Here is a 13,560-nt window from a genome sequence, read left to right as displayed (position 1 = left end):
AACAGAAATGAAACTTGTTCGTTACGGAGCCGAGGGCTCGGAAAAGCCGGCCCTAGTCGACTCTGAGGGTCAATTGCGGGATCTGTCCGCCCATATCAACGATATCACGGGTGACGTGCTGGATGATGGAACGCTTGATAATTTGCGTTCATTGGATCCGAACAACCTGCCAATTGTGGAGGGTGATCCTCGTATCGCACCATGTGTCGGTGACATTGGTAAGTTTCTCTGCATCGGTTTGAACTACTCGGACCATGCCGCAGAAACCGGCGCAGATATTCCCGAGCATCCGATACTTTTTTTCAAGGCTAACTCAGCGGTCATTGGGGCATATGACGATGTCGTCATGCCGCGGGGATCTACACACACCGACTGGGAATGCGAACTGGGTGTGGTCATCGGTAAGACGGCCAAATACGTTTCCAAGGCCGACGCGCTCGAACATGTTGCGGGCTATTGTATCGTAAACGACGTGTCGGAAAGACATTTTCAAACTCAACTGACCGGTCAATGGACCAAAGGCAAGTCTTGCGACACATTCGGCCCTACTGGTCCGTGGCTAGTGACCCGGGATGAGGTGCCTGATCCTCAAAGCCTTGGGATGTCACTGGATGTAAACGGTCAGCGCATGCAAACCGGGAATACTGCTACGATGATCTTTTCCGTTGCCGAGATCATTGAGCATCTAAGTCATCTTTTCACACTGCACCCCGGTGACGTCATTTCAACTGGAACACCGCCTGGTGTTGGAATGGGGATCAAACCGGAACCGATTTACCTGAAAAAAGGCGACGTCATGGAACTTCGCATCGCTGGACTTGGTGTTCAGCGGCAAGAGGTCGGCCAAGATGACTGACTTGTTGCAAATCGGAGGGATCACTGAACGGATGCGAGAGCGCTTGTCCGCAGCGTTCGACATTCATCAATTGGACGATTTCAACGCGGAAAGTGTTACGCATATCGTTACGAACGGGCATGATGGTGTTCCGCATGACCTGATGACATCACTCAGTAATCTGAAGATGATCAGTGTCTATGGGGTCGGCTACGACGCCGTCGACGCAAATGCAGCGGCTGAGCGCGGGATTGTTGTGACGCACACGCCCAATGTTTTGAACAAAGAAGTCGCAACCACCGCCGTTCTGCTGTTGCTGTCATGTTATCGAGAGCTCATTCGTGACGATGACTACGTTAGGTCCGGACGGTGGGAAGTTGAAGGCAATGCCCCTTTGACGCGGTCTGCGGACAATCAAAAAATAGGCATTCTTGGTCTTGGTCGCATTGGTCAGGCGATCGTTGATAAGTTGGAGCCGTGGGCCCCCGAAATTTCTTATCACACCCGCAGTCAAAAGGATGTCGCTTACCGGTATTTCGACAATTTGGTTGAAATGGCGGAACATGTGGACGTCCTCATATGTATAACGCCCGGCGGCCCGTCGACCAATAAGCTGGTCAACGCTGAGGTGCTGCGCGCGTTGGGGGCAGGCGGCACTTTAATAAACGTTAGTCGAGGTTCGGTCGTCGACGAAACTGCCCTCATCAATGCACTGCAAAACGGTGAGCTCGGGTGGACGGGGCTTGATGTTTTTGAGGACGAACCGCGTGTTCCAAAAGCATTGCGCGAGCTGTCCAATGTCGTTCTGCTCCCTCACGCTGGTAGCGCGACTATTGAGACGCGTGCAGCAATGGGTGACCTAACTGTCGACAATCTGCTGCAACACCTCAAGGACGGATCGGTGATCACAGCTGTGCCGGAATGCAGAGATCTGTAAAAGGCCAATCTGAATAGTGTTTGAGTTTGCTGTTGCGGTTTTCTTTCTGCTGATTACGCCGGGCCCAGGTGTTTTAACAACCGCGGGTATTGGATCAGCATTTGGTTTTCGAGCTGGACTCGCCTTCGTCGCTGGTTTGATGCTCGGCGGGTTCATCAACATGATGTTGGTTGTCTCTGGTGTCGCGGCGGTAGCTTTGGCCATTCCGGTGCTTAGAACTTTCCTGCTATTTGCCTCTGTCGGCTATTTAGGATTTCTCGCCTGGCGTATTGCGAGCGCTGGCTCAAAGGTCGGGTTTTCCCCTGCGGTCTCGCCACTTGGTTTTGCGAATGGGCTGACACTTCAGTTCATTAACCCCAAGGCTTACGTGGTCGGCACAGCATTGTTTTCAGGGTTTGCCTTTTTGCCCGATGCGCCCGTTTGGGAGGTCGTCATAAAAATCATAGTTTTCAATATGATTTGGGTGCCAGTGCACATGATTTGGCTGGGTGCTGGCGCAAAACTGGGCAGCCTTGATTTAAGCGAGAGATCGCATCAATGGATCAACTTTGCGATGGCGGCTTCGTTGATGGTTGTTGTGGTGATTGCTTTGGCGTCGGCGCTTTGAACGAAGCGTACGTCAGTCGTACCTAACAGACGATTGAGCGCCACAAATCAAAGTGACGCCGTTATTCCGCCATCGACATATAGAGTATGCCCATTGACGAAACTGGATGCAGGTGAGGCAAGGAATATGGCGGCACCGACAAGTTCTTCTACATTGCCCCAGCGACCGGCCGGGGTACGTTTCTCCAGCCATGCACTGAACTCTGGGTCAGCAACCAATGCGGCGTTCAAAGGAGTATCGAAATATCCAGGCGCAATAGCATTGCAGTTCAGACCATACTTGGCCCAATCAGTTGCCATTCCTTTTGTGAGGTTAGTCACGGCACCTTTTGTCGCCGTGTAAGGCGCAATACCTGGTCGTGCCAATGCGGATTGAACCGACGCAATGTTAATGATCTTACCTGACTTTCTTTCAATCATGTGCCGTGCCGCAGCCTGACCGACGTGAAAGACGGACGCGACATTTGTCTGTAGCAGGCGCTCGAACGCATCAGCGGGGAAATCCTGTAGCTCCGTCCTATGTTGCATTCCGGCATTGTTTATCAGGATGTCTATGGGACCGACGTTCTCTTCAAAGTTGTCCACGGCTGATCGGACACCTTCGTGATCGGTTGCATCGAACGAAAGTTCACGTACTGAGGCGCCTGTTTCACTCAACTCGGACGCTGCTGCTGCTAGTTTAGCAGTGTCGCGCCCGTTCAAAACGACCTGCGCACCGGCGGCAGCCAAGCCACGAGCCAACGCAAATCCAATGCCTTGGCTAGAGCCCGTTACGAGTGCGCGTGTTCCCTTTAAGTTGAACATTTCAAGCGTCATGCAAAAATCCCTTGGTTGTCAGCACCGACTATCCGTATCTTTTGGCAATCTGTATAGGGAGTCCGTGCAATGTCTTTGGCCAGTGTTGCTGTTGTTATCCATGCCGCAAAAGATCTGAGGTTGGAAAACCGGAACGTTCACGATGTGGGGCCAGACGAAGTCTTGATTGCCATACGCGCGGGTGGGATTTGCGGCTCTGACCTGCATTATTACAACCACGGTGGTTTCGGTGCGATCAAGTTGCGTCAACCGATGGTGCTAGGACATGAAGTCGCCGGGGAAATCGTGAAAGTTGGGTCAAGCGTGCAGGGGCTACACCTAGGTCAACTGGTTGCAGTTTCTCCATCCCGCCCTTGCCAAGCCTGCACTTATTGTCTGAACGGGGAGCAAAACCACTGTCTTGATATGAAGTTCTATGGCAGCGCGATGCCGTTCCCACATATCCAAGGCGCTTTTCAAAGCAAACTCGTGGCGAAGGCCAGTCAATGCGTTCCAGCAGATGGGTTGAGTCCCGCGCACGCCGCCATGGCCGAACCTCTGGCGGTCTGTTTGCACGCGATTAAACAAGCTGGGAACCTCCTAGGCAAAACGGTAATTATCACGGGATGCGGTCCGATCGGCTGCCTCACGATCTTGGCGGCGCGTCGTTCTGGGGCGGCCAGAATAGTGGCGACGGATATCTCGGACCAGACCCTCGTTCTGGCGCGTGAATGCGGGGCAGACGATGTCATCAACACCTTCGCCCATCCGCAAAAACTAGAGCAGTTTGAAAAGGACAAGGGCCAGGTTGATGTCCAACTGGAGTGTTCCGGGGCTCAATCGGCTCTGGCTTCTGGCGTCGCATGCTTGCGACCGGGTGGAACATTGGTTCAGCTTGGTTTGGGCGGGGATATGACAGTGCCGATGCAGGCGTTGACTGCAAAAGAGATAGTGCTTCGCGGGTCTTTCCGTTTCCATTCCGAGTTCTCAGTCGCGGTCGAGATGATGCGAAGCGGACTAATAAATGTCGACCAGTTGGTGACGCATTCCTTCGAGGTTAGCGAGGCCGTCACTGCTTTCGAGGTTGCGTCTGATCGAAGCCAATCAATGAAGGTGCAGTTAACCTTTCCGGACAATGACAATGGATAGACGAACGCGTGATATTGCAAGGACTTATGAACGAGATGGTTTCGTAGCTCCGCTGGATATCCTGACAGCTTCTGAGGTCAAAACGCTGCGCGATGATTTTGAGAAAGCAGAGCGCATTCTCAGAGATGACCCAGAGAAACTCAAGCTTCTATATTCGTATCCGGACAGGCTGATACCATCATTCGATGCACTTCTTCGCCATCCGAAGCTGATTGAGGCTGCTTCAACGGTGTTAGGGCCGGACCTCATGGTTTGGAGCGGTGCACTTTTCGTAAAAGAAGCGCGATCATCGAAGATAGTCTCGTGGCACCAAGACTTGACCTATTGGGGATTGGACGATGCTGAAGAGGTTACCTGTTGGGTTGCGATTTCAGAAGCGTCCGAGCAAAGCGGGTGTATGAAGTTTGTTCCTGGCAGCCACAAAAGCCGTATCGTGCCTCACGTGGACACCTTCAGCGAAAACAATCTGCTGTCACGTGGGCAAGAAATAGCAGTCGATGTGAACGAACAAGATGCAGTCGCTGCCGAATTGCGTGCAGGGCAGGCATCCATGCACCACGGGCATCTTTTTCACGCATCAGGGCCCAATAACACAGACGATAGACGCATCGGTGCGGCGATGCGTTTCATAAAGCCCTCAATGAAACAGCAAAACGGCGTGAATACTTTGGTTGCGCTAGTCGCAGGGCGAGATGATTTTGGGCATTTCTTAGTTGCGTCTTCCCCTCAGGGCTTTTTGCATGAGGAGGACTTCGTTGTGTGTCAAAGGGATGCAGACCGCAAAAAACAAATACTCTTCGCAGGAGTAAAGTGACGCCCTTGGCAAACTCAGAACCATTGTTGCATCAACCAGGAAGCCGAACTGGATAGCGAAAACTGGTGGATATTCAGAAGGGTCTTGTCAGAAGAACTTGGATTGAAGAGTGCAGTTCACCCTTGTGACCTTCGCATGTGACTACACTATTGCCATTCAATTTTTTCAAGATCAAACCCGAGGTCGTTGATTTGGCTGTAGTGCTTTATGTTCCGTTCTCATTGTTGCCGCGAAACGTTCAAAATCTGTTGTATGAACGGGGAATTGAGGTGAGCCACGAAACCATCCGATCTTTACGGAACTTGTTCCACCACATGCTTGCTGCTGAGTTCAGAAAAAAGCGTGTGCAGCAGCTGCGCACGTTCTCAAACTGGAAGTGGCAAATGGATGATTTATTTTGTGAAGGTGAATGGTAACAGGTACTGCCTCTGGCGGGGCGTAGATCATGATGGCGAAGTGCTGGAAGCCGTTGTCACCAAACGCCGAAACAAGCAGGCGGCGTTGAAATTACTCAAGAAATTCATGAAGCGGCACGGTAAAGCGGACCGTCGTGACGGATTGCTTCGCCTCATACAACTACTTCAACTAGGAAAGGTCACTAGCCAGCAGATATACCTTCAAGCTGACACACGCCGCGGCTCTCGCCGAGTGGTGCGAATTTGGTGACTCATAGAGGGCAGCTATATTGGCTTAAATGAGACTGGTTCGATTTTGTCTGACAGCACTCATCAAAGCAGACAATGAGCGAAATGCACTGAACGTCAGCGTCGAGCCCACAGAACAAAGGCTTGAAGGGCAGCGCGCCTAGGTTCTACTTTGCAGTTTACTTGCAGATCGGCAATTCCAGTGGCGGCTGTTTGGGCAAAGATGCTCTCCAACTATTTATGATCGGCTGTAGGCTGCTTTTGGGCCAAAACTTTGGTTCGCCAATCGCTTTTAGGCAAGCTGCGTTCCAATAAACTCCAGCTCGAGACAGTGATTTTCCCTTTTTTACCGCCTTGGCGACAGCGTTTATGTCTTTGGATTCTGGGTAGATGTAGAGGGTCGTCGGGTTGCCTTCTACAAGCGCCAAAATCTCTTTTGAGGCGGATTGTGACCAGGTTGTGCAACCATTGCTACGACCACCAGTGTAGTTCACAAGTTTCCCGTAGGGAACATAGCCATCGTTGTCTGCATGAGTGCTTTGAGGGTTTTTGAACCTACATTGCCACTTAAGGAAGACAGCCGGATGGCCCCCGATGGCGCGCTCGCGGGCATTGCTCGTTTCTCCTTCACCATCAAACAAAAGAAACGTGCGGTAGAACGGCTGCGTTTTGCCGGAACGACTGTGGTAACCTTTGAAGGACGTGCGGGTTTCAGCCGTCACATAGGCGCCTCCGGCGGTTAGTTTAGAGCCCTCTGCGTTGCTGAAGTTCTTCGCGCATTGTCGGCCATTCGAAAAATTGGCGCGCTGTAGTTTTCGGCCATTCCCATAGCCGGACGAAACCGCTCGGAAGGACTTTTGTGACTCGCAGATGACATAAAAACGCTTGCCCGGATTGCCGTTTCTTGCAGTGCTGGGGCGGGTTGCGTCCTTGGCCAGGTAGCAGGGGTTCCTTACTTCGCCTCGGCGTAGTTTCTTGATGTAAAGCGCGCGTGCCCTTTCCAGAACGATCGGCGCGATTTGCCCCTCATCTGTACCCACGTGCTTTTGTAGCCACGCTGGAACATCTTGCGTTATCGCATTGGCGCGGTCCGGTAGGGCGCCCACCGACATGGCGATTGTTGTGACCGAGAGTGCGAGACGGAGTGAATTCGGTAGCAACGGGAAATCTCCTGCTAGAATGTCCTCGGGTTCAGTCTACCACAGTTCTTGCGCGCTAGGATGCTGGCCAAGTTTACAAGCGAAGCCTCCTGTTGCCTCAAATCCCACTTTTCGTTTGCATAGGCTTTCTTAGATACTGGACAATAAATCCTGGGATGTTGCGTAGGTGTCTGGACATTCCGAGATTTGCTTACAAATGAATGCCATGATCACACGTCGCAAGTTCCTGTTGGCAACCGCAACCGCAATTTGTGCTCCGTATATTGCGCGGGGACAAACGGAGGCGCTGAATGATGCAATCAGCGGTCTTCCGCAGTTGTATTCACTTCAAATTCAACGCGGAGAAGATGTCATTTTCGCACAGGCCCAACAGGGTGCAGGCCTGGATCGGCCGGCCAATATAAAGTCGTGTTCGAAAAGCATTGTGGCTTTGTTGCTTGGGACGGCGATCGACCGGCGGGAAATCCCATCTGTAGAGGCCACCTTGCAGGAGGTCGCGCCGCGACTTTTGCCCGTTAATGCGACACCCGGTTCCGAAAACATTACGATGGAGGATCTGGTAACGCTGCGGGCAGGGCTCGAAAGAACCTCGGGCAGAAACTACGGAGAATGGATCAACTCTCCCAACTGGATCGCGGACGCGTTGACACGACCGATGGTTGCTGAGCCCGGACAGCAGATGCTCTATTCCACAGGATCGACCCATGTGCTTGGCGCAGCATTAACTGTGGCGACCGGACAAAGTCTTTTGAGACTGACGCGTGAGAGGCTGGGTGCACCACTTGGTATCGAGATCCCCGCTTGGACGAGGGATCCACAGGGTTACTACTTGGGTGGCAATGAAATGGCGATTGCGCCGAGGTCGATGTTGAAGATCGCGGTGTTGCTTCGGGACCGCGGGGCTTTTGCCAACAGGCAAATCATTCCTGAGCGTTGGGTCTTGGAATCGACCAAGCCACACGGCCGTTCACCTTTCTCTGGACTAGATTACGGCTATGGTTGGTTTCTGTCCCCTTCAGGCTATGCATTGGCGCGTGGGTACGGAGGGCAAATTATGGCGGCCCACCCTGATCGAAACCTTGCCGTCGCAATTACATCTGATCCTACGCGTCCCGCGCGTTCTGGAGGCTATTTTGGAGAATTGGTCAGGTTGTTGGATGGTCCGGTTTTGAACGCTACCTAGAGGGACCTTTTTTCCAACCCGCTTGGGGTTGGTCACGTTTGACCTCAAGGGCGTGGGACTAACAAAGAGCGTTCTTCTTTGGTGGGACAGAGGAGCATCTGGACAGCTGATCAAATTACTCTTCTGAAAGGTGAAAGAGGCGGCGGCCAGCTTGACTGTGTTCGCAAAGTCTCGCTTTGCTGGTCCAGTCAGGCCGATCACAGAGCTCGTTCAGATTGAGTTTGCTTGAGTGGCGCGATTTTTGCGCGGCATTAAGAACACTCCCAATTGGCGCAACTGGGGCAGGTTCGAATTTGTCTAAGAGCAACGCTCAGTTCTTCAAAACGAGTTTTTTAGGCGGCCGAGAGTGGCGGCATTAGCTCTCAACTCGGAATTCACAAAGCTTGGTTTTGAAAGTGTGTTTCGAGCTGTGAGCCGCCACTGGCACAAGTTGCTTAAAACGTCGACAGTGAGCCCATAGACGCTTGATGAATACTGCTCTGTTTTCCTGTATTGTTCATTTGCCAAATTTGACCAAATACCTCTTCGTTTTCTCGATCAGCATCGAAGGTGAAGTGAAGACTTACCTTAAGAATTTGGTTTAAATTATTGACTTAATAAGGATAACTGCCCGTGACTAGTCTGAAATCAATCCACCATGCTGCAGTCATTTGTTCGGACTATGAACGGTCCAAGGCGTTTTACTCAGAGACGCTAGGTTTAAGAATTGTTGCGGAGAATTTCAGGGCTGAGCGGCAATCTTGGAAGCTGGATTTGGCGTTGCCGGACGGCTCTCAGATTGAACTGTTTTCCTTTGCCAACCCGCCCAAACGCATGTCTCGTCCCGAAGCACGAGGTCTGCGGCATCTTGCGTTTGTTGTGGATGATATCGAGGCGCAGAAAAACAGCCTGGAACAGAAAGGTGTCCTCGTCGAAGATATCCGTGTCGATGAATATACCGGCCATCGGTTCACTTTCTTCACCGACCCGGACGATCTTCCATTGGAGCTGTATGAAGCGAAGCCGATTGCTATGAAGTGATATTTCTCGTCTTTTAGGCTGAGCGAAGCAGGGAGGAAGGCGCATGGAAGTAAAACCTCTCACCGGTGGATTGGGTGCGGAAATCGTCGGGGCGGACATCCGGCGTGAAGATCAATTCGACGCAATTAAGTCAGCCTTCGTAGAGTATTCCGTTATCGCACTGAGGGGTCAAAGTGTTAGCCCGCAAGAGCATCTGACCTTTGCGAGAAGGTTCGGCCCAATCAACGTGAACCGATTTTTCAAACCGGTGGACGGCTATCCTGAGATTGCCACGGTGTTGAAAGAGAAGGATCAGAAAGAAGCTGTGGGAGAGGGGTGGCATACTGACCACTCCTATGATCAGGAGCCTGCTATGGGCTCGATCCTGCACGCCCTGGAGGTTCCGCCCCATGGTGGCGACACGTTGTTTGTGTCGATGGCTGCCGCCTACGAAGCTTTGTCGCCCACGATGCGTGGTTTCTTAGATGGTTTGAGGGCGGTTCATTCCTCTCGCCATGTCTTTGGAGCCAGCATCATGGACACAGAAGCCGCAGAAAGCGGCCGTTTGGGGAACGCCGAAGCTGCCACGCAAGACGCTTTGCACCCCGTTGTCATCACGCATCCTCTCAGCGGTAGGCGAGGGTTGTTCGTCAATCCTGTGTTCACGACCGAAATCAAAGGCTTGAGCGCGGAGGAGTCTGCCGCAGTGCTGGGTATGATTTATGATCATTGCAAGCAGCCTGAATTCCAATGTCGCCTGCGTTGGCAGGAAGGGGACATTGCCATTTGGGATAACAGAGCGACGTGGCACAAAGCGATCAACGACTACCATGGGTTTCGACGTCTTATGCACAGGGTGACCGTGGAAGGGGTCGCTCTGACGCGTTGATGTTAGTAGCGCGTGGCGAATTTCTGCGACTCAGTCAGAGTGTAGGCACGCCGTGAATCTCTTCGATTCCCTGTGATTATTTTGGATGAGGCTGCAAGCGTCGCATTTTTATCCATGTTTTCTTGCCTTTAAGGTGGGCACAGAGTTTTGTCTTGTCAAATTTGGAACGTTCCACTACAAATTTTGGAACGTTCCAATAGCAGGGAAATCAGATGAACTGGGCATTTGTCGGAGCGAGCACTATAGCTTCGCAATATATGTTGGACGCGGTGCGTCAGCAGGCAGGTAACGACGTGACCTGGGTCGTCAGTAATTCGCCTGACCGGGTGCAAACCTGGGCTAAGGAGCACGGTATTCCCAATGCAACCACAGACCTGAACGTGGCACTGTCTGACGATGGCGTGAAAGCCGTCTACGTTTCTTCCACAAATGAGAAGCACCATGGTCAGGCGATGGCTGCCATCGCGGCTGGTAAGCATGTTCTATGTGAAAAGCCGCTCGGGATGACGCAAGCGGAAGCTGTAGAAATGGTGCGCGCGGCAGAAGCGGCTGGCGTGACTTTTGGCACTAATCACCACCTGCGATGCTCTGGCAGTCATCGTGCTATTCGTGACCTCATTTCAAGCGGGCGCGTGGGCGAGATTCTTTCGCTGCGCATCCATCACGCGGTGCATTTGCCCCAGAACTTGCAGGGGTGGCGTATCAACTCGGCCGATGCTGGTGGCGGTGTGATCCCTGACATCGTTGTTCATGACGCGGATGTCACGCGCTTCCTGCTCAATGAAGACCCGGTGTCTGTTGTCGCGCAAATGGCCAGTTCCGGGATGGGGCAAGGGGTCGAAGACTCGTGCATGTCCGTCTGGACGATGCCCTCAGGCGCGATGGTCATGACGCACGAAAGCTTTACGCACCCCTTTGCCGGGTCTGGCCTGCAGGTGCATGGAACCGAGGGTTCGATTTTTGCGGATGGAGTCATGACGCAGCGCCCGGTTGGGGGAATCAAACTGGTGACGGAAGGCGGAAGTGAAGAGATACCGTTTTCGGACCATTCTCTCTACGTTCAGGGCGTTTCGGAATTTGTCGCCGCAGCGGCGGGACAAGGCCGTCCTGCTGCCGACGGACCTGATGGCGTGAAATCGCTGTCAATCGCGCTGAGTGTTCGTGAGGCCGCAGCGTCGGGTGAACGTAACAACATAGATTATGGCGGTTTCTGATGACCAAGCTTGTTTCCGTTTCCGAGGCCGTTTCTCGTATCCCAGACAATGCGGTTGTCACCGTGTCGTCGTCCTCTGCGTTGGGGTGCCCCGACCTTGTGCTGAAGGCACTCGGAGAGCGGTATCGCTCTGAAGGGCATCCGCGCAACATTACAACGCTGCACCCTATCGCTGCCGGGGATATGTATGGCGTGAGGGGAATGGATTATCTGGCGCAGGATGGACTGCTAAGCCGCGTTCTCGCCGGTTCATACCCGTCGGGTCCTTCCAGCCTTGAGATGCCGGAAATCTGGAAAATGATCGTCGAAGATCGAGTGGCCGCATACAACGTACCATCGGGAATTCTGTTCGATATGCACCGCGAAGCCGCAGCGCATCGACCCGGTGTTCTGACGCAGGTCGGGCTTGAGACTTTCGTGGATCCTGTTCGGGAGGGATGCGCGATGAACGCGAGTGGTGCGGCGACTCCAATCGTTAACCGAAAAGAATTCGACGGTCAGACTTGGTTGCACTTCCCAAATATCAACCCGAACGTGTGCGTTTTGCGCGCAACCACGGCGGATGAGTTTGGCAACCTGACCTATGAACATGAAGGTGCCTATCTGGGCGGATTAGAACAAGCGATTTGCGTACGCAACCACGGTGGGCTCGTGATCGCACAGGTTCAACGTGTGACTGCCGAGGGTAGCTTGCGCCCCCATGACGTGCGCGTGCCAGGGCATCTGGTCGATCTGATCGTTGAAGACCCAGAGCAGATGCAAACGACAGAGACCTCGTATGACCCTGCGATCTCTGGCCAGATTATGCGCACTTGGGACAGCTTTTCGCTGGCCGAGCATGGTGTCGAGAAGGTCATCGCGCGCCGCGCCGCCCAAGAACTGCGCAGCGGCATGAGCGCCAACTTGGGCTTCGGCATCAGCGCAATGGTCCCGCGTGTTTTGTTGGAGGAGGGCCATCCTCAGGCGGTGACATGGGCGATCGAGCAGGGGGCCGTTGGTGGCGTCCCATTAACCGGGTTTGCCTTTGGGTGCGCATCCAACGCGCACGCATTTGTGCCGTCACCGCAGCAATTTATCTACTTCCAAGGCGGCGGGTTCGACATGTCTTTCCTCTCTTTCCTCGAGGTCGATGTAGAAGGCAATGTGAACGTCTCCAAACTCGGTAAAAAACCCTATCTGACTGCAGGATGCGGCGGCTTTGTCGATATTACCGCGCGGGCCAAAAAGATCGTGTTCTCCGGCTGGTTCGAAGCCGGCGCCAAGATTGATCTGGCGGATGACGGTATCCGTGTGAATGCCCCAGGAAAATTCACTAAGATGGTGGATCAGGTCGAGCATGTCACATTCTCGGGCCGCCGTGCCCGTGAAACCGGTCAGGATGTGCTCTATGTGACTGAGCGGTGCGTCATTCGCCTAACAGATCAGGGACTGGTCGCGACGGAAATCATGCCCGGCATTGAGGCGCAGCGTGATATTATCGAAGCTTCGGGCGGTCGCGTCAAAGTCGCGGAAAACGCGGTTCAGATGCCCAAGTCGCTATTCGCAGTTGGCCCGATGGGGATGACACTGTGAGCAAGCTTCGCATTCATATCGAGGGTGCAACCGCCGTCCTGACTTTGGACAACGAGGCCAAGCTCAATGCGCTAACTGTTGATATGCTGCACGCGCTGGAAGCTGGCCTGACAGAGGTCGAGCGTGACGCGTCCATTCGTGCGCTCGTTCTGACCGGCGCGGGTGAGAAAGCGTTCTGTTGCGGTGCTGATATCGGCGCTTGGGGTGGACTGAGTCCTTCTGAATTCGCCCGCCATTGGGTCCGTGACGGACATCGTATCCTTGACCGCCTGGCGCGGATCGGCAAACCGACAATTGCTGCGATCAACGGCCACGCGTTCGGCGGCGGGCTAGAGCTGGCCAGTTGCTGCGATCTGCGCCTGATGACCCCGCGGTCCACGCTGGCTTTGCCCGAAGCTCGGGTCGGGATCGTGCCCGGTTGGTCCGGGACACAGCGTTTGACCCGGCTGATCCCCGAAGCTGCGGTGAAGGAGATGGCACTCTTCGGGCGCCGTATTGGTGCCGACGGCGCCGTGGCTTTGGGCTATGCGACCGAGGTGGCTGATGACGTTCTGGCGCGCGCGCTTGAGATCACCGCCGAACTTAGCGACCTTTCGCCTCGCGCCACCGAAATCTCAAAAAACATGATCCATGCAGCAGTCGGTGAAGACACTCATGCCGTGGTCGAAGCCCTTGGTAGCGCAGCAATTGCTGCGTCGGCTGACCGCGAAGAAGGCGTCGCAGCGTTCATGGAAAAACGTAACCCCACATTTTCGGGCCTTTGA

General features: G+C 53.7%; 13 protein-coding genes and 1 pseudogene. 12 read left to right on the top strand and 2 right to left on the bottom strand.

Going from position 1 to position 13,560, the window contains the following annotated elements:
* Positions 1-7: 7 nt before the first annotated feature.
* Genes ACXAH8_RS10140 through ACXAH8_RS10130 form a run of 3 tightly spaced genes read left to right on the top strand, consistent with a single transcriptional unit; the run spans position 8 to position 2,379 of the window.
* Positions 8-856 (top strand): fumarylacetoacetate hydrolase family protein, encoded by an 849-nt coding sequence (locus ACXAH8_RS10140; protein WP_475218028.1) that lies wholly within the window; start codon positions 8-10, stop codon positions 854-856.
* Positions 849-1,772 carry a 2-hydroxyacid dehydrogenase gene (locus tag ACXAH8_RS10135; RefSeq protein ID WP_475218026.1) on the top strand — a complete coding sequence of 308 codons (924 nt, stop codon included), beginning with the start codon at positions 849-851 and terminating at the stop codon, positions 1,770-1,772. Before ACXAH8_RS10140 ends, ACXAH8_RS10135 begins: the two co-directional genes overlap by 8 nt.
* Positions 1,773-1,788: 16 nt before the next feature.
* The gene (locus ACXAH8_RS10130; RefSeq protein WP_170689751.1) at positions 1,789-2,379 is read left to right on the top strand and encodes a LysE family translocator; all 591 of its coding nucleotides are present in this window, start codon (positions 1,789-1,791) and stop codon (positions 2,377-2,379) included.
* Positions 2,380-2,426: 47 nt separating this feature from the next.
* On the opposite strand, the gene ACXAH8_RS10125 is transcribed toward ACXAH8_RS10130, so the two are convergent.
* Complete coding sequence (locus ACXAH8_RS10125; protein WP_475218022.1) at positions 2,427-3,194, bottom strand: SDR family oxidoreductase; 768 nt, start codon at positions 3,192-3,194, stop codon at positions 2,427-2,429.
* A 69-nt stretch (positions 3,195-3,263) separates the two neighbouring features.
* Here ACXAH8_RS10125 and ACXAH8_RS10120 point away from each other — a divergent pair, with 69 nt between their 5' ends.
* The 3 genes and pseudogenes from ACXAH8_RS10120 (at position 3,264) to ACXAH8_RS10110 (ending at position 5,809) form a co-directional block, all read left to right on the top strand.
* Positions 3,264-4,322 (top strand): L-idonate 5-dehydrogenase, encoded by a 1,059-nt coding sequence (locus ACXAH8_RS10120; protein WP_475218020.1) that lies wholly within the window; start codon positions 3,264-3,266, stop codon positions 4,320-4,322.
* Positions 4,315-5,136, top strand: coding sequence for a phytanoyl-CoA dioxygenase family protein (locus tag ACXAH8_RS10115; RefSeq protein WP_475218018.1), 822 nt, complete (start codon positions 4,315-4,317; stop codon positions 5,134-5,136). Before ACXAH8_RS10120 ends, ACXAH8_RS10115 begins: the two co-directional genes overlap by 8 nt.
* 137 nt (positions 5,137-5,273) lie before the next feature.
* A pseudogene (locus ACXAH8_RS10110) lies at positions 5,274-5,809 on the top strand (DDE-type integrase/transposase/recombinase).
* Positions 5,810-5,959: 150 nt separating this feature from the next.
* Here the strand turns inward: ACXAH8_RS10110 and ACXAH8_RS10105 are convergent.
* Positions 5,960-6,940 carry a hypothetical protein gene (locus ACXAH8_RS10105; RefSeq protein ID WP_475218016.1) on the bottom strand — a complete coding sequence of 327 codons (981 nt, stop codon included), beginning with the start codon at positions 6,938-6,940 and terminating at the stop codon, positions 5,960-5,962.
* Between the two features lie 205 nt (positions 6,941-7,145).
* On the opposite strand from ACXAH8_RS10105, the gene ACXAH8_RS10100 reads away from it, so the two are divergent.
* From ACXAH8_RS10100 to ACXAH8_RS10075, 6 genes are all read left to right on the top strand, one after another.
* The gene (locus ACXAH8_RS10100; protein WP_475218097.1) at positions 7,146-8,123 is read left to right on the top strand and encodes a serine hydrolase domain-containing protein; all 978 of its coding nucleotides are present in this window, start codon (positions 7,146-7,148) and stop codon (positions 8,121-8,123) included.
* Positions 8,124-8,735: 612 nt separating this feature from the next.
* Positions 8,736-9,143, top strand: a complete 408-nt coding sequence (gloA2, locus tag ACXAH8_RS10095) for an SMU1112c/YaeR family gloxylase I-like metalloprotein (protein WP_475218014.1) — start codon at positions 8,736-8,738, stop codon at positions 9,141-9,143.
* Between the two features lie 43 nt (positions 9,144-9,186).
* Positions 9,187-10,011: a TauD/TfdA dioxygenase family protein gene (locus tag ACXAH8_RS10090; RefSeq protein WP_475218012.1), complete on the top strand. Its 825-nt coding sequence runs from the start codon at positions 9,187-9,189 to the stop codon at positions 10,009-10,011.
* A gap of 212 nt (positions 10,012-10,223) precedes the next feature.
* Positions 10,224-11,225 (top strand): Gfo/Idh/MocA family protein, encoded by a 1,002-nt coding sequence (locus ACXAH8_RS10085; protein ID WP_475218010.1) that lies wholly within the window; start codon positions 10,224-10,226, stop codon positions 11,223-11,225.
* On the top strand, positions 11,225-12,796 hold the full coding sequence (locus ACXAH8_RS10080) for an acyl CoA:acetate/3-ketoacid CoA transferase (RefSeq protein ID WP_475218008.1): 1,572 nt from the start codon (positions 11,225-11,227) through the stop codon (positions 12,794-12,796). The genes ACXAH8_RS10085 and ACXAH8_RS10080 overlap by 1 nt, the downstream gene beginning before the upstream one ends.
* Positions 12,793-13,560, top strand: coding sequence for an enoyl-CoA hydratase/isomerase family protein (locus tag ACXAH8_RS10075; RefSeq protein ID WP_475218006.1), 768 nt, complete (start codon positions 12,793-12,795; stop codon positions 13,558-13,560). Before ACXAH8_RS10080 ends, ACXAH8_RS10075 begins: the two co-directional genes overlap by 4 nt.

Source organism: Ruegeria sp. ABV3_008 (assembly GCF_056161185.1).
Note: the sequence above shows the minus strand (reverse complement) of the source record. Positions and strands in the feature narration are given on the sequence as shown.

Excerpts from the sequence above, each read along its gene's own strand:
- ACXAH8_RS10090 (WP_475218012.1), top strand. The coding sequence starts at position 9,187 with ATGGAAGTAAAACCTCTCACCGGTGGATTGGGTGCGGAAATCGTCGGG.
- ACXAH8_RS10080 (WP_475218008.1), top strand. The coding sequence starts at position 11,225 with ATGACCAAGCTTGTTTCCGTTTCCGAGGCCGTTTCTCGTATCCCAGAC.
- ACXAH8_RS10140 (WP_475218028.1), top strand. The coding sequence starts at position 8 with ATGAAACTTGTTCGTTACGGAGCCGAGGGCTCGGAAAAGCCGGCCCTA.
- ACXAH8_RS10120 (WP_475218020.1), top strand. The coding sequence starts at position 3,264 with ATGTCTTTGGCCAGTGTTGCTGTTGTTATCCATGCCGCAAAAGATCTG.
- ACXAH8_RS10085 (WP_475218010.1), top strand. The coding sequence starts at position 10,224 with ATGAACTGGGCATTTGTCGGAGCGAGCACTATAGCTTCGCAATATATG.
- ACXAH8_RS10100 (WP_475218097.1), top strand. The coding sequence starts at position 7,146 with ATGATCACACGTCGCAAGTTCCTGTTGGCAACCGCAACCGCAATTTGT.
- ACXAH8_RS10125 (WP_475218022.1), bottom strand. The coding sequence starts at position 3,194 with ATGACGCTTGAAATGTTCAACTTAAAGGGAACACGCGCACTCGTAACG.
- ACXAH8_RS10135 (WP_475218026.1), top strand. The coding sequence starts at position 849 with ATGACTGACTTGTTGCAAATCGGAGGGATCACTGAACGGATGCGAGAG.
- ACXAH8_RS10115 (WP_475218018.1), top strand. The coding sequence starts at position 4,315 with ATGGATAGACGAACGCGTGATATTGCAAGGACTTATGAACGAGATGGT.